15 protein-coding genes are annotated in these 19,870 nt (G+C 62.2%); 9 read left to right on the forward strand and 6 right to left on the reverse strand.

What is annotated here, in order from left to right; genetic code table 11:
* Positions 1-3 precede the first annotated feature (3 nt).
* Positions 4-1,542 (forward strand): Ppx/GppA phosphatase family protein, encoded by a 1,539-nt coding sequence (locus IEV88_RS03840; RefSeq protein ID WP_188159952.1) that lies wholly within the window; start codon positions 4-6, stop codon positions 1,540-1,542.
* Positions 1,543-1,776: 234 nt separating this feature from the next.
* Here IEV88_RS03840 and rnd read toward each other — a convergent pair whose 3' ends face one another.
* The 3 genes from rnd to ku all read right to left on the reverse strand — a co-directional run bounded on the left by rnd (position 1,777) and on the right by ku (position 6,677).
* Complete coding sequence (gene rnd, locus IEV88_RS03845; protein ID WP_188159953.1) at positions 1,777-2,925, reverse strand: ribonuclease D; 1,149 nt, start codon at positions 2,923-2,925, stop codon at positions 1,777-1,779.
* A 179-nt stretch (positions 2,926-3,104) separates the two neighbouring features.
* Positions 3,105-5,645 (reverse strand): DNA ligase D, encoded by a 2,541-nt coding sequence (ligD, locus tag IEV88_RS03850; protein ID WP_188159954.1) that lies wholly within the window; start codon positions 5,643-5,645, stop codon positions 3,105-3,107.
* A gap of 180 nt (positions 5,646-5,825) precedes the next feature.
* Positions 5,826-6,677: a non-homologous end joining protein Ku gene (ku, locus tag IEV88_RS03855; protein ID WP_188159955.1), complete on the reverse strand. Its 852-nt coding sequence runs from the start codon at positions 6,675-6,677 to the stop codon at positions 5,826-5,828.
* Positions 6,678-6,982: 305 nt separating this feature from the next.
* Here ku and IEV88_RS03860 point away from each other — a divergent pair, with 305 nt between their 5' ends.
* The 8 genes from IEV88_RS03860 to IEV88_RS03895 all read left to right on the forward strand — a co-directional run bounded on the left by IEV88_RS03860 (position 6,983) and on the right by IEV88_RS03895 (position 14,308).
* Positions 6,983-7,255 carry a hypothetical protein gene (locus IEV88_RS03860; protein WP_188159956.1) on the forward strand — a complete coding sequence of 91 codons (273 nt, stop codon included), beginning with the start codon at positions 6,983-6,985 and terminating at the stop codon, positions 7,253-7,255.
* Positions 7,252-7,653, forward strand: a complete 402-nt coding sequence (locus tag IEV88_RS03865; RefSeq protein WP_188159957.1) for a type II toxin-antitoxin system VapC family toxin — start codon at positions 7,252-7,254, stop codon at positions 7,651-7,653. Before IEV88_RS03860 ends, IEV88_RS03865 begins: the two co-directional genes overlap by 4 nt.
* A gap of 236 nt (positions 7,654-7,889) precedes the next feature.
* Positions 7,890-9,689 carry an aspartate--tRNA ligase gene (gene aspS, locus IEV88_RS03870; protein ID WP_188159958.1) on the forward strand — a complete coding sequence of 600 codons (1,800 nt, stop codon included), beginning with the start codon at positions 7,890-7,892 and terminating at the stop codon, positions 9,687-9,689.
* A 210-nt stretch (positions 9,690-9,899) separates the two neighbouring features.
* Positions 9,900-10,571: a glutathione S-transferase gene (locus IEV88_RS03875; RefSeq protein ID WP_188159959.1), complete on the forward strand. Its 672-nt coding sequence runs from the start codon at positions 9,900-9,902 to the stop codon at positions 10,569-10,571.
* 56 nt (positions 10,572-10,627) lie between these two features.
* Positions 10,628-11,107: an MgtC/SapB family protein gene (locus IEV88_RS03880; protein WP_188159960.1), complete on the forward strand. Its 480-nt coding sequence runs from the start codon at positions 10,628-10,630 to the stop codon at positions 11,105-11,107.
* Positions 11,108-11,396: 289 nt separating this feature from the next.
* The gene (locus IEV88_RS03885) at positions 11,397-12,551 is read left to right on the forward strand and encodes a thiolase family protein (protein WP_188159961.1); all 1,155 of its coding nucleotides are present in this window, start codon (positions 11,397-11,399) and stop codon (positions 12,549-12,551) included.
* A gap of 2 nt (positions 12,552-12,553) precedes the next feature.
* A complete protein-coding gene (locus tag IEV88_RS03890) occupies positions 12,554-13,246 on the forward strand; it encodes an iron-containing redox enzyme family protein (RefSeq protein ID WP_188159962.1) in 693 nt (230 codons plus the stop codon).
* Positions 13,247-13,372: 126 nt separating this feature from the next.
* Positions 13,373-14,308 carry a DUF6999 family protein gene (locus tag IEV88_RS03895; protein ID WP_188159963.1) on the forward strand — a complete coding sequence of 312 codons (936 nt, stop codon included), beginning with the start codon at positions 13,373-13,375 and terminating at the stop codon, positions 14,306-14,308.
* On the opposite strand, the gene IEV88_RS03900 is transcribed toward IEV88_RS03895, so the two are convergent.
* From IEV88_RS03900 to IEV88_RS03910, 3 genes are all read right to left on the reverse strand, one after another.
* Positions 14,266-14,682: a Fur family transcriptional regulator gene (locus IEV88_RS03900; protein WP_188159964.1), complete on the reverse strand. Its 417-nt coding sequence runs from the start codon at positions 14,680-14,682 to the stop codon at positions 14,266-14,268. The two genes, IEV88_RS03895 and IEV88_RS03900, sit on opposite strands and share 43 nt — an antisense overlap.
* 250 nt (positions 14,683-14,932) lie before the next feature.
* Positions 14,933-15,826, reverse strand: coding sequence for a pentapeptide repeat-containing protein (locus IEV88_RS03905; protein WP_188159965.1), 894 nt, complete (start codon positions 15,824-15,826; stop codon positions 14,933-14,935).
* 285 nt (positions 15,827-16,111) lie between these two features.
* Entirely contained in the window at positions 16,112-19,813 is a 3,702-nt protein-coding gene (locus IEV88_RS03910) for a vitamin B12-dependent ribonucleotide reductase (protein WP_188159966.1), read from the reverse strand.
* Positions 19,814-19,870: the final 57 nt, after the last annotated feature.

The following is a 19,870-nucleotide window of genomic DNA, read 5'->3' on the forward strand; positions in this document are numbered from 1 at the left end:
AGAGTGATCCTGAAAGCCGCAGATCAGACCCGCACACAGTTCCGGCACTGGCACCGCCGGGCGGTGATCGATATCGGGTCGAACTCGGTGCGAATGGTCGTCTATGGCGGGCCGGACCGCACCCCTGTTTCGATTTTCAACGAAAAGACCCTGTGCGGCCTCGGCCGGCGCGATATGGATACGGGCGCGCTGCGCGAGGATGCCATGGAAGAGGCGCTGATGACGCTCGCCCGGTTCAAGGCGGTTCTTGCGCGCTATGGCGACCCGGACCTGACGGTGTTCGCCACGGCGGCAAGCCGCGAAGCCTCGAACGGGCCGGACTTCATCGCCCGGATCGAGGAGCTGGGCTTCCAGCCCGAGGTTATCTCCGGCGAGGAAGAGGCGCGGTTCGCGGCGCTCGGCGTGCTGTCCGGCGATCCCGGCGCGGTGGATTGCGAACCCGACCGGCCGCATCTGTGCGGCGATATGGGGGGCGGCAGCCTGGAACTGACGCGGTTCACGGATAATTTCGACGAGCCGCTCGGCGAGCGCATCTCCCTGCCGCTCGGGCCGCTGCGCCTGATGGCCGAATGCGGGCCGAAAGTGAGCGACGCGGTCAGCTTCGCCGAGGACCGGCTGGCGGAGAATTCGTGGCTGACCGAGACCCGAACCGGCGATCTGCATGCCGTCGGCGGCGCATGGCGGGCGATCGCCAAGGTGCATATGGCGCGGCGCAACTATCCGCTGCAGGTGCTGCATCACTATGTGATGAGCCGCGACGACACGATCGAGATTTGCGAATTGCTGGAACACCAGTCCGCCGCGGCGCTGGAGAATATTCCCGGCGTCCAGAAGAAGCGGATCGACGTCCTGCCCCATGCCGCCATGGTGATGAAGGTCGTGATGACCATGACCAGGGCGCAGCGCCTGGTCGTCTCCTCGAGCGGCGTGCGCGAGGGCGTATTGTTCGACAAGCTGCCCATGGATGTGCGCCGCCGCGATCCGCTGATCGAACTGGCCGAGGAATATGCGCTGCGCTATTGTCCCGACCCGGCCTTCGGCGAGACAGCGTTTGCGATGACCCATGATCTGTGGCCGGATGAAAGCGGGCAGGAACGGCGGCTGCGCCAGGCGGCGTGCCTTTTATCTGATGTCGCGGCGCTGCACCATCCCGACATGCGGGCCGATCAGGCCTGTGATATGGCGCTGCGCTCGCCGTTTGTCGGGATCGATCATCCCTACCGGGTCGCGCTCGCCATGGCGCTCTATCAGCGCCACAAGAGCAAGCCGTCCTCCATGCCGGAAGCCCATGTCCCGATCCAGCTGGTCGGCGAGGAACTGCAGAAGCGGGCGACGGGCATCGGCCTGATGCTGCGCTTTGCGGCCGATTTCTCGCCGAAGTCTGCCGAGGGCCTCGAGGGCTGCACGCTGGCGCAAGTCGACGAGAAGCTGGTCTTCGCCGCACCCGAAAGTCATGCCGGGCTGATGGGTGAGCTGGCGTCCAAGCGGCTGGAGACGCTTGCCAGTTTCCTCGGCAAGCAGGCGGTGGTGGAGTTCGTCTGAGGATTGGTGTCTTCAATCCTCTCCCTTCGTGGGCTTCTTCGAAGCCACCTCAGGGTGAGGATTATATCGACATTGGCACTGGACCTCATCCTGAGGTGGCGACGCGGTCGCCCACGAAGGATGGTTCGAGTCCCTAGGTCAAGCTGCGTTCAAATAGAATCATTCGAACGCAGAAAGTTGATCTACTTCAATAATGTAGAGCATCGTTGTGCGCCTGGTTGGGCGCACGATGCTCTAGGTCTCGATCAGGTCGAGAGTGCCGTTGGTGAGCTTCATCGCGAGCTTGCCATGCTTCAGCTTCAGGGCGGCATCGCCGAACACTTCGCGGCGCCAGCCCTTCATGGCGGGCACGTCGGCATTGTCGTCGCGGGCGATTTCCTCGAGGTCGGCGACGGAGGCGATGAGCTTCGGCGCAACATCATATTCCTTGCACTGACGGGCAAGCAGGACGCGCAGCAGGTCGAGCACGTCGGCTGGCACCTGGGGCAAATTGCGCGGGCGGTCAATGTCCGGCAGATCGCCCTTGGGGATGTTCTTGCCGTCGGTGATGGCGCCGAGCAGCCCCTTTGCGGCGCCGGAGCGCTCGAACCCGTTGGGGATGCCGCGGGCGCGGGCGAGGTCCTGCGGGCTTTCCGGCGTCTGGCGGGCAAGCTCGAACAGGGCGTCGTCTTTCAGGATGCGGGCACGGGGCACGTCACGCTTCTGGGCCTCGGCCTCGCGCCATTCGGCGATCTTGATCAGGGGCCCGAGTTCCTTGCGCTTGGTGTTGCGCAGCTTCAGCCGCTTCCACGCATTTTCCGGCTGAACGAAATAGAGCGAGGGTGAGAGCAGCGCCTCCATCTCTTCCATCACCCATGGCAGGCGGTCGGTGCGGGCAAGCTCCGACGACAGCGCGTCATAGACATCGCGCAGATGGGTGACGTCGCCGATCGCGTATTCGAGTTGCCGGTCGCTCAGCGGGCGCCGCGACCAGTCGGTGAAGCGCGAGCCCTTGTCGACGCTCTTTCCGGTGATGGTGCGCACCAGCGGCTCATAGCCGATCTGGTCGCCATAGCCGCAGGCCATGGCCGCGATCTGGGTGTCGAACAGCGGCTGCGGCACCGACTGCATTATCTGGAAGAAGATCTCGACGTCCTGACGGGCTGCATGGAAGACCTTGGTGACCGCCGGATCGGCCAGCATTTCCAGGAACGGGGCAAGGTCGAGGCCGTCGGCAAGGGGATCGATGATCGCCGCCTCGGCCGGGCTCGCCGCCTGGATGAGGCAGAGCTGCGAAAAGTAGGTCTTTTCACGCATGAACTCGGTGTCGACGGCGACATATGGGTGCTGCCGGAGCCCGGCACAGAACTCTGCGAGGGCGGCTGTGTCTGTTATAATCAACATGGAAGAGTGACTTAGCAAGATTGGTGCGGGTCGTCATCCAGATAATCACACCTTATATGATAGGGTGGAAACCGTAGAAGGAGACGTTTCATGATCAGGAACCTGGTATTCATCGTCGGCCTTATTGTCGTCGCGCTGCTGCTGCTGTCGGTCTTTGATGTGATATAGGCTGTCAGGCCTTAACCAAGCAGCTCATCGAGCAGGCCCTTGTGCAGGGATTGGCGCACCGAGGCATAATCGCCCCACGGGTCGGACTTCAACCGGGCCAGCCGTTGACGGATATTGGCTATCGTATAGTCGGCGCCGGAGGCGGCACGGGCAAGCTCGTCCCATGTCAGCGGTGTGGCGACCGGCGCATTCGTGCGCGAGCGGGTCGAGTAGGGGCAGATTGCCGTCGCGCCGCGCTCATTGCGCAGCCAGTCGATGAAGATCTTGCCCTTGCGCTTGGCCTTGGACATGGTCGCGGTGAAACGGGACGGGTCCTCCTGCGCCAGCCGTCTGGCGAAACCGGACGCGAAACCCTTGACCGTGGCCCAGTCATGGCGGCGCTCTACGGGCACCACCACATGCACGCCCTTGCCGCCGGTCAGCATGGCGAAGGATTGCAGGTCCGCGGCAGCGAGCAGGTCGCGGATATCCTGTGCGGCTTTTTTCACGTCCTCGAACGCCTTGCCCTCGTCGGGGTCGAGATCGAAGACGATGCGGTCGGGCTTTTCGATGATGTCCTTGCGCGCGCCCCAGATATGCAGTTCCAGCGCGCCGATCTGGGCGGCGGAGACCAGCGCCTTCTGTGTGCCGAGCAGGAGATAGTCGCCTTTGTCGCCATCCTTTTCGATGATGGTGACGGCGGCCATGTGATCCGGCGTGCCGGCATTGTGGTGTTTCTGGAAGAAGCAGGAGCCGGTGCGCCCGGACGGGCAGCGCACGAGGGAGACGGGCCGGTCCTTGATATGGGGCAGCATGTGTTCGGCGATCTCGGCAAAATATTCCGCCAGGTCGTGCTTGGTCACGCCCTGGTCGGGGTAGAGCACCCTGTCGGGGCTGGAGAGTTTCACGCCTGCGACAGTATTGCCGGAGGATTTTGACGATCCGCTGGCGGATGATTTTGCCGGTTCTACCTCTTTCATCTTCTCTTTCTCCGACTTGACCTCGTTGGCCGGCTTGTCCTCGCGCAGGCCCAGGAACGAAGGGTGGCGCAGATGGCCGTCGCTTGTGATTTCAGTATAGGCGATCTGGCCGACGAGATCAGGGGTGAGGAACACCGCGCCGCGTTTCGCGTCCGGGGGCATGCCGGCGAAGGGCGGCGTCTTGCGCTCGAGAGTCTTCATTCTTGCCGAGAGGTCGGCCATCAGGTCTTCGGAAAAGCCGGTGCCGACGCGGCCGCGATAGACCAGATCGCCATCGACATAGTCGCCCAGCAGCAGGGAGGCGAAGGGGCGGCCCTTCTTGTCGGATTTGCGGTAGCCGCCAATGACGAATTCATCATTGCCGGTGCATTTGGACTTGATCCAGCTCCGCGTGCGTTTCGACTGGTACTTTGCATCGGCGCGCTTGGAAATGATGCCTTCGAGGCCCATCTGGCAGGCCTTGCCGATGACATCGTCGCCCTTGCCGACGACATGGTCGGAATAGCGGATCGGGTCGCCCACCCCGTCGAGCAGGGTGGCGAGGGCATCCTTGCGCGCGTGCTGCTTCTGCTTGCGCCAGTCCTTGCGGCCGTCTTTCAGCAGGTCGAAGGCGTAATAGACGAGGCTGGCGCGGTCGCCGGATTTCATCGCGGCCTGCAGCGCGCCGAAATCGCTGTGGCCCTGATCGTTGATGGCGACCAGCTCGCCGTCGATGACGCCGGAGCCGGGCAGGGCGGCGAAGGCGTCGGCGATGACGGGGTATTTGCCGGTCCAGTCCTTGCCGGAGCGGGTGTAGAGTTTGGCACTTCCTTTCGCCCAGCAGGCGATGAGGCGGTAGCCGTCATATTTGATTTCGTGCAGCCAGTCTTCGCCCTCCGGCGGTTCCTCGCCGAGAGTGGCGAGCTGCGGCTCGATGAAGGCGGGCAGGCTGGCGGCTGACTTTCCTGCCGGCTTTGGCGATGATTTGGCGGAAAGTTTCTCGCTGTCCTTCTTGCGCTTGGTCCCGGTCTGCGCCTCTTTCAGGGTCGGGCCGTTTTCCTCGATACCGTCGAAATCGCGCCCGGTCTTGACCGAGTCCGTCCATTCCGCGACCGGGTCGAGATCCTCGTTCTGCGTGCCGTCGCGCTCCTTGATCAGCAGCCAGTTCTCGCGCTTCTCGCCCTTCTTGCTCTTCATGCGGACGAGGGCGAAGCCGCCTTTCAGCCGCTCCCCCTTCAGGGTGATCTTGAGCGAGCCTTTCTTCAGCCCTTCATGGGGGTCTTCCTGCGCCTCCCAACTCCCGGTGTCCCACAGCATGACCGTGCCCTTGCCATAGCCGGACGGGATGACGCCTTCGAAATCGCCATAATCGACCGGGTGGTCCTCCGTGCGCACGGCGAGGCGCTTGACCGAGGGGTCGAGGCTCGGGCCTTTCGTGACCGCCCAGCTTTTCAGCACGCCGTCGAGTTCCAGCCGCAAGTCGAAATGCAGGCGCGTCGCGTCATGCTTCTGCACCATGTAGAGATTACCTTTTTTGCGGCTGACCTTGCCCTTGGGTTCAGGCGTTTTGCCGAAATCGCGTTTCTCGTGATAGGTCTGAAGGGAAGAGGTCATTTCAATTCTCCCGAAAACCCTCGTCCTTCGTGGCTGCTGCGCAGCGCCTCAGGATGAGGGTTTTCTCTATCTGTATTGGGGAGCCCTCATCCTGAGGTGCCGAGCCCTTTGTGGCCCGCTTCACGGGCACGTCAGGGTGAGGAGGCGAGGCCACGAAGGACAAGGGCGGTTGGAGAATCATCAGCTCGCCTTTTTCTTCGTGCTCTTTTTCGTCGTTTTCTTCGCGGTTTTCTTTGAAGACGAGGATTTCGATCCGGAGACGGATTTCTTCAGGGCGTCCATCAGGTCGATGACATTGCTCTCGCTCTTGCCCGAGCTCTCGGACTCGTCGTGGCTGACCTTGCCCTTCTTTTCCTTCTCCTTGATCAAGTCGCGCAGGGCGGTGGCATATTGCGCCTTGAAAGTCTCCGCATCGAAGGGCTTCGATTTCTTCTCGATCAACTCACCGGCGAGCTCCAGCAGCTCCTTGTCGAGCTTCATGTCGGGGATGTCCTCGAAAATGCCGTCGCTCTCCTTTATCTCCTCGGCATAGCGCAGCGTCTCCAGCAGGAGGCCGTCGCCGCAGGGCTTGATCGCGACGACATAATCGCGCCCGCGCACCGCCATCTGGCCGAGAGCGACTTTCTTTGCGTCGCGCAGCGCCTCGCGGATGACGATGAAGCCTTCATTGGAAATGTCGTCCCTGGGCACGACGTAATAGGGCTTCTCGAAATAGCGCGGGTCGATCTCGCAATGATCGACGAACTGGACGAGGTTGATCGTCTCCTTCGTCTCCAGCTTGATCTCGTCCAGCTCTTCATTGGAGAGGATGACATAATTGTCCTTCGATACCTGGTAGCCCTTGACGATCTCGTCAGTGTCGATCGGACCCAGCCCCTCGACGATCTTCTGGTAGCGCACGCGCTTGCCCGAGGGTTCGTGGATCTGGTTGAGGGAGGGGCGGCTGGTGGATTTGGTCGCCGAGAACAGCTCGATCCCGATCGAGACGAGCGAGAGTTTCAGATAGCCTTTCCAGTATGCGCGTGCGGCCATGGGTGTCCTTGTGATGTGAGTGATTTCGTTCAGGCGAACAGAAAGGGGCGGGGCGGGGTTCCGAAGAGGCGAGCCGGGCAGGGTGATCTGGTCGGGTGCATTACATTTGTACCTGTTTTGTTCTTGCAAGGCGCCGGGTTTTGTGCCAGAATTGAGAGCGGCCGGGCGGTATTGTCCTAGCCGACGGCGCGTTTCATTTGGCCCGCGCAGCGACGACCGCACAGTATGGCATGCGCGAATGGGTGCGTCGCGTACCGGAACAGGCCGGGATGACGCAGTAGTGCATGTCAGGGGGAGAGGCAGGGATGGAAATGGTGAATTCGTCCGTGTATGGTGGCATGATGAGTACGACATTCGATCATATCAGTGCCGACGAGTTGCCGGAGGAATGGCGCAAGGTGCTGCAGCTTGCGCCCGGCGAGACGGTGAAAGTCACGATCGAGCGGGAGGAGGAGACGAAGAAATTCGATCTTGAGGCGTTCAGGAAAGGCATTGAAGAATTACGCAAGTTGCCTGTTCTCGATGATCGCACGGCCGATGAGATCATTGGCTATAATGAGCACGGTTATATCGAATGATCGTCGATACGTCGGTTCTGATTGCCATGATCATGGATGAACCGGACGCGAGTAAAGCCTATGATGCGCTGTCCAGTGTGTCCGATCTGAAAATCTCGACCGGAACGTTAGTAGAATGCGCTACGGTGGTGCAAGCGCAACTGGGAAAGCGCGGCTGGATCCGACTGCATCAGACGCTTGTTGAAGCCAATGTCGAGTTCGTGCCGTTTTCGTCAAGTCAGGCGCAGATCGCTCGCGGTGCTTTCCCGAAATATGGCAAGGGCCAGAACAACAGGGCGCAGCTCAATTTCGGCGATCTGTTCGCCTACGCCCTGGCCAGAGAAACCGGCGAGACGCTGTTCTTCAAGGGCGCGGATTTCGTCCATACCGACCTGAAGCTGTTACGGCTGGACGCATAGCGATCTGCCCGGGACGGGGCCCCGGATTTCTCAGGACATGGCTGCCTTCAAAGGCGATAAGCCGGCGCGAGCGTGGGCTGCCCGCAAAAAATCGGTCGGTGCCTGCGCCACCCCTTTCCCCCCGCCAGAAAACCCGCTAACACCCGCCGCTACAGGGGCGTTTTTCGTCCTGCACGTTTTTTTCCGTCTGCTGCGCCGTCTTGCCCGGCCCGGTGGCGGGCCATCAGGAGCACGACATGCATATCTATCGCAGCCATACCTGTGGCGAACTTCGCAAATCCAATGTCGGCGAGACCGTTCGCCTGTCCGGCTGGGTGCACCGCGTGCGCGACCATGGCGGGGTGCTGTTCATCGATCTGCGCGACCATTACGGCATGACGCAGGTTGTCGCCGACCCCGATTCGCCGGCGTTCAAGGCGGCCGAGCAGGTGCGCTCGGAATGGTGCATCCGCATCGACGGGCGGGTGAAGGCGCGCGATGACAGCCTCGTCAATGCCAATTTGCCGACTGGCGAGATCGAGCTCTATGCCGACGAGATCAGCATTCTTGGCGCGGCGCAGGAATTGCCACTGCCGGTGTTCGGCGAGCCGGATTACCCGGAAGAAATCCGGATGAAGCACCGCTATCTCGACCTGCGCCGGGAGACGCTGCACCGGAATATCATGCTGCGCTCGAAGATTGTGCGGTCCTTGCGCAACCGGATGGAAGATACCGGCTTTACCGATTTCCAGACCCCGATCCTGACGGCGTCCTCGCCGGAGGGCGCGCGCGACTTCCTCGTGCCGTCGCGGCTGCATCCGGGCAAGTTCTATGCGCTGCCGCAGGCGCCGCAGATCTTCAAGCAGCTGATCATGGTGTCGGGCTTTGACCGCTATTACCAGATCGCGCCGTGCTTCCGCGACGAGGATGCCCGCGCTGATCGTTCCGCCGGTGACTTCTATCAGCTCGACCTCGAGATGAGCTTTGTCGAGCAGCAGGATGTGTTCGACGCGGTCGGCCCGGTGATCCGCGAGACGTTCGAGCAGTTCGCCGATGGCAAGCCGGTGTCGGCCTATCCGTTCCGGGAAATTCCGTATGCGGAAGCGATGCTGAAATATGGCTCCGACAAGCCGGACCTGCGCAACCCGCTGGAAATGCAGGTGGTGACGGAACATTTCGTCGAGTCAGGGTTCAAGATCTTCGCCCAGATCGCGGCTGATCCTGCGAATGAAATCCGCGCCATTCCGGCGCCGGGCGGCGGTTCACGTGCCTTCTGTGACCGGATGAATTCGTGGGCGCAGAAACAGGGCCTGCCAGGCATGGGCTATATCATGTTCGACGAGGGCGACGGCAAGGGCCCGCTGGCCAAGAATATCGGGCCGGAGCGCACGGCGGCGATCCGCGAGCAGCTTGGCCTGAAAGCGGGCGATGCGGCGTTCTTCCTCGCCGGCAAGCCGGCTGAATTTCAGGATATCGCCGGCAAGGCGCGCAATGTCGTCGCCGACGAGCTGGAGCTGTCGAACAAGGCGAGCTTCGAGTTCGCGTGGATCGTCGACTTCCCGATGTATGAGTGGGACGAGGAGAACAAGAAGGTCGAATTCGGCCACAACCCGTTCTCCATGCCCGCAGGCGGGCTCGACGCACTGGAAGCGGCGGGCAATGACCCGGAAAAGATCCTGGCGATCAAGGCGCGCCAGTATGATCTCGTCTGCAATGGCTATGAGCTCGGCTCCGGTGGCATCCGCAACCACAAGGAAGAGATCATGTACAAGGCGTTCGATCTCGCCGGCTATGGCGCTGACGTCGTGGAGGAGAAATTCGGCGGCATGCTGAACGCTTTCCGCTATGGCGCCCCGCCCCACGGCGGCGCGGCCTTCGGCGTCGACCGCATCGTCATGCTGCTGGCCGGCGAGCAGAACATCCGTGAAGTGACGATGTTCCCGCTCAACCAGCAGGGCGAGGACCTGCTGCTCGGCGCGCCGGTCGAGGCATCGGACAAGCAGCTGAAGGAGCTGCATATCCGCGTGTCCAGGCCGATCGAAGAGAAGAAGGGCTAAGGCGGCTTGTTCGGCTGGCTGACAGACCGGTTCCGGCGCAAGCCGATAATGGTGCCGCCGGACGAACAGCTCGCCCATCTCGACACATGGGCGGCGGGGTTCGAGGGAATGTCTGGGCCATCGGCCGGAAGCCGTTATGCCCTGTCTGTAATGCTTGGCGTCAGAAGGGCAGCACGATAGGGTGCCGACCAGCAACGCGAAAGACAAACGATGATCACCGTCCACCATCTCAACAATTCCCGCTCGCAGCGGATTCTCTGGCTGCTGGAGGAACTCGAGCTGCCCTATGAGATCGTGCGCTATCAGCGCGATGCCGAGACGATGCTGGCGCCGCAGGCGCTGAAGGATGTGCACCCGCTGGGCAAGTCGCCGGTGATCACCGATGGCGCGGCGACCATCGCTGAGTCCGGCACCATCGTGGAATATCTGCTGGACAAGTATGGGATGGGCCGGCTTATGCCGGGCAAAGACGGCCCCGATTACTGGCAGGCGCGGTTCTGGCTGCATTATGTCGAGGGCTCGGCCATGCCGCCGCTGCTGATGAAGCTGGTGTTCAACCGGGTGAAGGAGGCGGATGTGCCGTTCTTCGTCAAGCCGGTCGCCAAGGGTATCGCCGACAAGGTGCTGTCCAGCTTCGTCAATCCGCAGGTCAAGAACCACATGTCATACTGGGAGGACTCGCTCGCCGCGACCGGATGGTTCGCGGGCGCAGAGCTTTCCGCCGCTGACATCATGATGAGCTTCCCCGTAGAGGCGGTCGCCGCGCGCGCAGGCCTTGGCAATGACCACCCGAACCTGAGGGCGTGGCTTGCGAAGATCCATGGCCGCGACGCCTACAAGGCCGCGCTGGAAAAGGGCGGCGACTACACGCTGTTGAGTTGAGGTCAGGCGGGTCCGGGCGAGGGGAACAGTCCGCGCACCGTGTGCGTTAGCGGCGCATGGAGCAGCTCGACCAGATATTCTCCACGCAGATCGGGGCAGGGGTGATCCTGCTGCGCCTGACGCTGGCCTGCCTGTTGGGCGCCGTACTGGGGCTGGACCGCGAGCTGCGGGATCGCCCGGCGGGCCTGCGGACCTTCATCATGGTCTCGCTTGCCGCCTGCCTGTTCACGATGATTTCCATCGAACTGAGCCTTGCTCTCGAAGGGGGGGCGGAGCAGACGTCGATCCGGCCCGATCCGTTGCGCATCATCCAGGCGATCACCGCCGGTGTGGCCTTCCTCGCCGCCGGGTCGATCATCCGCCATGGAAAGCGGCTGGAAGGGCTGACCACCGGGGCGGGGATGTGGCTCGCCGGGGCGATCGGGCTTGCCTGCGGTGCGGGGTTCGAGGCGATCGCCGCGCTGGTGACCGTGATGGCGCTGATCATCCTGGTCGGGCTGAAAAAACTCGAGAGCGGCCTCGATCGCGAAAAATAGGCGAATCCGGCTGACTTGGCGGCACATCTTCATCTTAAGGCACAAACATTAAAAGTGAGCGTTCACTCATTTTCTGTCTGAACTGTAATTATGAACAATGTTCATTTTGTGGGATGGTTTCGGCGAAGCGAGGTGTGCTTACGCGGCGGCTTGGGCTGACGCGGCCCGGGTCCAGGGTATGTGGTTCTGATATCCGGTCTCAGGGATCAGGGATCAGGGATCAGGGATCAGGGATCAGGGATCAGGGATCGCGGCTTGCGGGCACAGGCGAGCAGGATTGGGAGAGTGGATGATGCGGGATGTCTATATCAATGCAGCAGGGGCTCACCTGCCCGGCGAGGCGGTCGGCAATGACCGGATGGCGGCGATCCTCGGCGAGATCGACGACCAGTCGCAGCGGCTGGGGCGGCTGATCCTGCGCCAGAACCGGATCGAACAACGCCATTACGCGATGGACGAGCGCGGCGAGGCGCTCGACACCAATGCCGGCATGGCGGCGAAGGCGGCACGGGCAGCGGTCGAGGCGTCGGACCTCGACCTGTCGCAGATCGATTATCTGGCGACCGGCACGACCCAGGGCGATCTGCTGGTGCCAGGTCATGCCAGCGCTGTCCATGCCGCGCTTGGTGCCGGCAATGATATTGGCCCCATCGAGATCGCCTCGTTCCAGAGTGTCTGTGCCTCGTCCATGATGGCGGCAAAGAGCGCTTTCATGACGCTGAAATGCGGAGAGGCCGAGGCGGCGCTCGTCACCGGCAGCGAGATGTCGAGCCGCTGGTTCCGGCCCGGCTTCTATCGCCCGGCGCTCGACAGGCTGGAAAATCGCGATACCCGCATGGCAGCGGAATTCCTGCGCTGGACCCTGTCCGATGGCGCCGGCGCGCTGGTGATGCAGTCGCGCCCGCGGCGGCGGGGGCCGAGTTTCAGGGTCGACTGGATCAGGCTGGTTTCGCTCGCCGACCGGTTCGATGTCTGCATGCATGCCGGCATCGCCCATGAGGACCGGCATGACCCGGTGCGCTGCTGGAGCCATCACGCCGATGGCCCCCGGGGTGCGGCGGCCGATGGCGCGATCATGCTGATGCAGGACATGGGCCTGTTGAAGCGGATCATCCGCGGCTGGGTCGGGGAATATCTCGCCCTGATCGACAGGGGGGCGATCGTGCCGTCCGCGGTCGACCATGTGCTGTGCCATTATTCGGCCCATTCCCTGCGCGAGGAGATCATCCGGCTGATGAAAGCCGCGGGCGCGATGATCGACGAGGAGAAATGGTTCACCAACCTCTATAGCAAGGGCAATACCGGCTCTGCCGCCTTGTTCATCATGCTGGAGGAATTCATGGCCCGGGGCGGGTACAGGCCCGGTGAAAAAATTCTGTGCGTCGTGCCCGAAAGCGGCAGGGCGGTGATATCTTTCATGATGCTGACAGTCGAGGAGGCTTGAGTATGTTGCAGGACATTTCAAAACGCAGGCAGGAGCTGGTCGAGGCGGCCTTCAGGGGGCTGGCGATAGCGTGGACCGATTTCGAGGGCCAGCTGGAGCAGGTGCCGGTCATCCGCAAGCTCAACCGCGGGCACTTGCAGATCGGGGATTACCGGGCGCTGTTGAAGAATTTGCGCCAGCAGGTGGTCGATGGCGGGTGCTGGATCGCCCGGGCGGCGAGCCATGTCGATGCGGACCATTTCGAGATCCGCTCCCACTTCATGAAGCACGCGGTGACCGAGCATCGCGATTTCCAGATGATCGAGGCGAATTTCATTGCCTGCGGCGGGACGCTGGAGGAGATCCGGTCGGCACCGAAGAATATCGGGTCGGAGGCGCTGTCCGCCTTCATGTTCCACAAGGCCTCCCAGCCGAACCCGTTCGCCCTGCTCGGCGCGATGTTCATGATCGAGGGACTCGGCTCGCGCAAGGCGGTGGAATGGGGCGCAGCCATCAAGGAGCAGCTGGGGCTGGACGACCACCAGGTCAGTTTCATGCTTTATCATGGCGCGCATGATGACGATCACCTGGACGAGCTCGAGACACATCTGGCGATGACGGTGCATGACGAGAGCGATGTGCAGGATGTCGTGCGCACGGCGCGGATCGTCGGGCGGCTTTACGCCTTGCAGCTTGAGGAACTGGACCATGTCTGAGGCTTTTGCATTGATCCGCCCTCGTCCTTCGCGGCCCGGCGGTACCGGGCACCTCAGGATGAGGGCGGTCGGGACAAATCCTCATTCTGAGGTGCGAAGAAGCCACGAAGAACGAGGATTTGTGTCATGACCGCCAGACCGTTCGACCCCGCCAGTTTCGATCCGAAAGACCCGGATCCGTGGCTGGCGCTCCATCTGGACGACTCGTTGCCGTTCGACGACAAGGCCAAGGCGGCGCTGCTGGAGGGTAACCGGTCCTATGCGCGGCGCTTTCTGTTGCCGGCATCGCGGCCTTTCATCTTCGTCTTTTTCGTCCTGGTAAAGATTTTCCGACGTGTCTTCCGGACATGGCCGCATGCGCCGAAGACATTGCACAAGCTCATTTTTTGGGGACTGAAGACCTTTGCGCGGCCAGAGGCGAACTTGCTGATCCTGCGCCATTTCAATATCGGCACCGAAATCCTCGCCTTCATCAAGGCGAATGTGCCGGGGGTGGAGATCACTTCCCATCCGCTGCGGCCGATGACGCTGGAAGATTTGAAGGACAACACGTTTCTGCAGCACGACCTCAACATCTATAATTTCATCATCGAGTTGAACCGGGGCCTGAGGGCGCAGGGGCGGGAGATCGAGACGCCGGAGCGGATCGATTTCAGCCCGATCAGCGATGGCGACTTCGATCTGGAAGCCTTTCCCGACAAGTGGCACAATTTCGTCGATGTACAGACGGCGGTGGAATTCTACACGCCGGTCTATGCGCTGTTCCTGTCGGATCATGATTTTGTCCGGGCGGCCAATTCGCTGCAGCTTGATGAGACCATCGGCATCTATCTCGCACGGATTTTGGGCTCGGATTATCACATGAGCCTGATCAACAACCACCACCCGATGGTGCCGCTATCGACCTTCCAGGCCGGGTTCCGGCTGATGATGCATGGCTATGACGCCGAGGCGCTGCATGGTCATCTGCGCCAGATGAAACGCCGTCAGGCGGTGGAGGATGCCATGGCTGGCGGGTGTCAGGATGGTGATCCTGCCCGGCAGCCTGCGCAGGTGCCATAGATTTCGGCCCGGCCGGGCTCCAGCGCAAAATCGATATCGCCGGCAATATCGCGGATCCGGTGGACAAGATCGCGCAGCTTTGGCGAGGAGTGGGAGCGGGCACTGCTGCAGCGCTGGCAGATGAACAGGACGATCAGATCCGTGCCATCGGCGAGCGTGTCGATTGCGAGATAGGCCTTGGTGCCTTCGACCCGGATGACGAGGCCGCGATCTTCCAGTTCGGACAAGGCGCGATAGACGGTCATGGGAGCGCGCACGCCTGAATGTTTGAGCAGATCGAGAAGGTCATAGGCCTTTACCGGCGTACCTCCCTGCAGCAAGGCAGCATAGACCTTTTTCTGGTTCGCGGTGAGGTTCTCGAGGGGATCGTTCACGGCTCGCTCCATTTGTTATATATGTTATATAACAGGAGAGGCCACCGGCCCGTCAAGACGGTTGACCGCAGACGGGGAGCAATTCTGGCGGGAGCGGAACAACGAGAGCCCGGATGGAGGGGAGGGTAACCCTGCCATCCGGGCGTTCGAGCCTTGCCTGTCGGGGAAGCGATGCGTCGATCAGTACAAGGTCGAGTTTGTGACAGAACGCTGCGAGACGATGAGGGGCAAGCGCTCCGTCGCCGTGGTTTCAGGGGGTACCGGATTGCGGTTTATTCCGGGCCAGGCTGAGCATCGTGCATTCCTGTACCTTCAGCCCGGCTGGCAGTCTGGTCATGCTGTTGCCGCAGGCGGAATTGAGCTGTTCCTGCGTCAGGCCGGTGACGGTGGACAAGTCAGCCCCGCTCAGATCGGCATTGGTGAAGATCGCGCCGGCCATGTCGGTCTCACGCAGGATCGCCCCGGTCATCAGCGCCTCGTCGAAGCGGGCCCTGCGGAAGCTGACCCGCTCGGCGACCAGGCCGATGAGGTCGGCGCGGTAGAACACGCTGCGCATCGCCATGGTATCGGTCAGCCGGGCATGGCGGAAGGAGGCACCGGAGAACTGGACGCCGGTCATGCTGGTGTCGCGGAAATCGGCGCTGTCGAAGATCGCCGACTGCATCAGCGAGCCGCCGAGATCGGCGCGCTCGAAAACGCTGCCGGAGAAGTCGCTGCCGCGCGCCGTCGTCTCCTTCAGGTCGGTCTGCACGAAGGTCGCCTGGCGAATGAAGGCGCTGTCGAGCATCGAGCCATCCATGATGGAGTGGGAGAAGGTGCTGCGATCCAGCGTTGCGTTGACGAAGCTTGATTTCGGCATCAGTTGCCGGGAGAAGCGGCTGCCCGACAGGTCGGCATTGAGGCCGGTGACAGGTGCCTGGTCGATTCTGCGGCCGGTGAGACTGTTCCAGACACCGGCAAGCCCGCGCCCCCTGGTGACACGGTTCAGTTCGACACTGCCGGTCACCACCGTATCGATGGTCGTGTCGAGAACGGTGCGGACCGGCTTCGGAAAGCGTTGCTGTTCCTGAAGACTGGCGTTGGCATAGCTGTAGAGCATCGTGTTGAAGATGACGGCGACGGTCAGAATGACGATCTTGATCATGGTCTGGCTCCAGGGGTGAATGTGCCCGTGGAGATTAGCGCCGCCGCGTATCCGATGTTTTAAACGGATCGTTAGGGTTTGCGAAAATTTCGACTAAACAGCGCCGCCATGTTTCGGCCATGATTGCCCAACCCCGGCGTGCAGCCGCTTTCAACGCCAGTGATTCCGGGGCATTCATTGGTAAGCGGATGGTTTGCGAAACCGGTAAACCTGCAAAGGTTAAAAGGCGCTCTTTCGAGCGCCTTCCAGACCCTGAATTTTTCTCATCGGCCGCAACCATTGCGTCTACGAGCAGCCGGTTGACGAACCGCAGCTTTCGCATTTGAGGCAGGTGCCCGAGCGCACCAGCGTGAACTGGCCACAGTCCGGGCAGGCATCGCCTTCATAGCCCTTCACGATCGCGTCCTCGCGCTCGCCGCGCGGGGAGGACAGCTTGCCGGACGGTACGGAGCCTTTCGCCGGCGATGAGCCGCGGACATTGGTCTGGCGCTCCTTGATCTCTTCGAGGCCGGTTTCGATGTCGCCAGGCTCGACGATCTCGGTGTCGTTCGCCCCGCGAGCGGATTTATCGCGGCCAGAGGCTTCCTGGCGCAGGCGGTCGAATTCGCCGCCACGCAGGACGACGAGATTGTCCATGCCCGACGAGCGCGAGAAGCCCTTGGAGATGAGGCGAGAGGCTTCGGTCTGCACTTTCTCCTCATCGACCCCCTTGCCGAGGGAGTCGAACCCTTCCTCGTTCGGCGTGTGGGCGAGGTCGTCGCGGCCGAGATAGGAAATCGCCAGTTCGCGGAAGATATAATCGAGGATCGAGTTGGCGTTCTTGATCTTGTCATTGCCCTGGACCGGGCCTGCCGGCTCGAACCGGGTGAATAGATAGGCGTCGACATACTCCTCCAGTGGGACGCCATATTGCAGGCCGAGGGATATGGCGATGGCGAAATTGTTCATCAGTGAGCGGAAGGCAGCGCCTTCCTTGTGCATGTCGATGAAGATCTCGCCGAGCTCGCCATCGTCGAATTCACCCGTATGCAGATAGACCTTGTGGCCGCCGACAATGGCCTTCTGGATATATCCCTTGCGCCGGTCGGGCAGGCGCTTGCGGCCCGGCGCGCGCTCGACGATCTTCTCGACGATCCGTTCAGCGACGATGCGGGCCTTTTCGCCGGCGGGCGCATCTTCGAGCTCGTCCTCCATATCGTCGGCGGACAGAAGCGCGGAGGCGAGCGGCTGGGACAATTTCGAGCCGTCGCGGTAGAGCGCGATGGATTTCAGGCCGCGCGTCCACGCGGTGCGATAGGTGCGGGCGCAATCATCGACCGTGGCGTTGCCCGGCAGGTTCACGGTCTTGGAAATGGCGCCGGAAATGAACGGCTGGACGGCGGCCATCATTTCGATATGGGCGGCGACAGAGAGGGCGCGGGTGCCAATGCGTCCACAGGGCGTGGCGCAGTCGAACACGGGCAGGTGCCCGGCCTTCAGGCCTGGTGCGCCTTCGAGGCACATGGTGCCGCAGCACCAAAGGTTTGCCTGGTGGATATCCTGGTCGGAGAAGCCGATATCGCGCAGCAATTGATAGCCGGACTTGAAAACATCATCGTCCTGCAGCCCGAGCGTGCCGCGGATGAAGGATTCGCCGAGCGTGTGGGCGTTGAAGACATAGGTGATGTCGAACGCGCCGGGCAGGGCGGGCTTCAGCGCGGCGATCTGCTTGTCGCCGAACCCTTCCGCGCGCAGATCATCGAATGAAATACCGGGCGCGCCTTCCAGCGTGCCCCGGCCGACGGCGTAGTTGCTGATCGCCTCGATCTCGTTCTCGCTATAGCCGAGTGTGGCGAGGGCGGACGGGACGGCGCGGTTGATGATCTTGAAATGGCCGCCACCGGCGAGCTTCTTGAACTTGACCAGCGCAAAGTCGGGCTCGATGCCGGTCGTGTCGCAATCCATCACGAGGCCTATCGTGCCGGTCGGGGCGACGACCGAGACCTGTGCGTTGCGGAAGCCGTGCCTGCCGCCCAGCGCCAGCGCCTGGTGCCAGACATCGGCGAGCTTCAGGCCAAGGCCGGGGAAGGTCGTGCTCTCCGGCAGGGCGCGGGGCTTGTGGGTGACGCCTTCATACTCATGCACGGCGCCGGCGGCAGCGGCATGGTTGCGCATGACGCGCATCATCGCGTCGGAGTTTTCATGGTAGCGGGCGAACGGGCCCATATCGGCGGCAAGCTCGGCCGAAGTGCGATAGGCGGTACCGGTCATCAGGGCACTGATCGCCCCGGCGACAGTGCGGCCTTCCGCGGAGTCATAGGCCAGGCCTGACGACATCAGCAAGCCGCCGAGATTGGCAAAGCCGAGCCCGAGTGTGCGATAGGCGTGGGAGAGCTTCGCCACCTCGCGGGTCGGATAGGCGGCCATCATGACGGAGATTTCCAGCGTGATCGTCCACAACCGGCAGGCATGGATGAAGCCATCTGTATCGAAGCCGCCATCGGCATTCAGGAATTTCTTCAAATTGATCGAGGCGAGGTTGCAGGCGGTGTTGTCGAGGAACATATATTCAGAGCACGGATTGGAGCCCCTGATCTCGCCGCCCGCCGGGCAGGTATGCCATTCGTTGATGGTATCGTGGAATTGCAGGCCGGGATCGGCACTCGCCCAGGCAGCCTCGCCGATCTTGCGCCACAGTTCGCGCGCCTTGACCGTGCGGTGGACGTCGCCGTCGGTGCGGCGGGTGAGGTTCCAGTCGCGGTTTTCCTCGACGGCGCTGATGAAGTCATTGGTGACACGGACCGAGTTGTTGGCGTTCTGGCCGAAGACGGAGCGATATCCTTCGCCATCCCAGTCGGTCGAATACTGGTCGACGGTGATTTCCGTATAACCCTGGCTCGCCCACTGGATCGCGCGCTTGATCGCCGTGTCGGGCACACCATCGCGGCGGGCCGCTTTCACGGCAGCCTTCAGCGTCTCGTTCTTTTTCGGGTTGAACGGATCGGCGAGCTTGCCTTTCTCGCCTTCGACCTGGGTCGCCTTCAGGATCGCGTTGAAATGCCTCTGCAGCGCTTTCGAGCCGACGACGAGGGCGGCGACCTTTTGTTCCTCGCGCGATTTCCACTCGATGAAATCCTCGATATCCGGGTGGTCGATATCGACGATCACCATCTTGGCGGCGCGGCGGGTGACGCCGCCGGACTTGATCGAGCCTGCGGAAACATCGCCCATCTTCAGGAAGGAGATGAGGCCGGAGGAGGTGCCGCCGCCGGACAGGGGCTCGCCAGTGCCGCGAATCGTCGAGAAGTTGGAGCCTGTGCCGGAGCCGAACTTGAACAGCCGCGCTTCGTCCCGCCACAGCGAGAGAATGCCGCCCTCGCCGACGAGGTCGTCCTTTACCGACTGGATGAAGCAGGCATGGGGCTGGGGCCGCTCATAGGCGGAGGTGGCGAGGCTGACCTCGCCGGACTGGTGGTCGGCATAGAAATGGCCCTGCGCCGGGCCGTCTATGCCATAGGCCCAGTGCAGGCCGGTATTGAACCATTGCGGCGAGTTCGGCGCGGCGATCTGGGCGGCGATCATGTGGCGCATCTCGTCGTAATAGGCGCGCGCGTCCTCTTCGGAGTCGAAGTAACCGCCTTTCCAGCCCCACCAGGCCCAGGCACCGGCCATGCGGTCGAAGACCTTCGTGGCGTCGGTCTCGGGGCCGTAGCGCCGGTCTTCGGGCAAGGCTTGCAGCGCCTTTGCGTCGGCGACATGGCGGGCGAGGAAGGAGGGAACGCCCGGTTCGTCGACCGGTTTCGTCGCAGCGGGGACGCCGGCCTTGCGCAGATATTTCTGGGCGAGGATGTCGACCGCCGTTTGCGACCAGGCTTCCGGTACGGTGATGCCGTCGAGCCGGTTGGTGCCGCCACCGTCGAGATTGCGCAACTCGCTGGAGGCCTCGCGAAAGGCCATGTCGCCATAGGCGCCTGAGGCTCGGGTGGTATAAAATCGGTCGATCTTCATGGAATTCGGTATCCTGCCGGTGCGGGCATAACTATAACACGGGAAATAATGTCATTT

Origin of the sequence: Aquisalinus flavus (assembly GCF_014640095.1) — a bacterium.
In the GTDB taxonomy this organism is placed as follows: domain Bacteria; phylum Pseudomonadota; class Alphaproteobacteria; order Caulobacterales; family Parvularculaceae; genus Aquisalinus; species Aquisalinus flavus.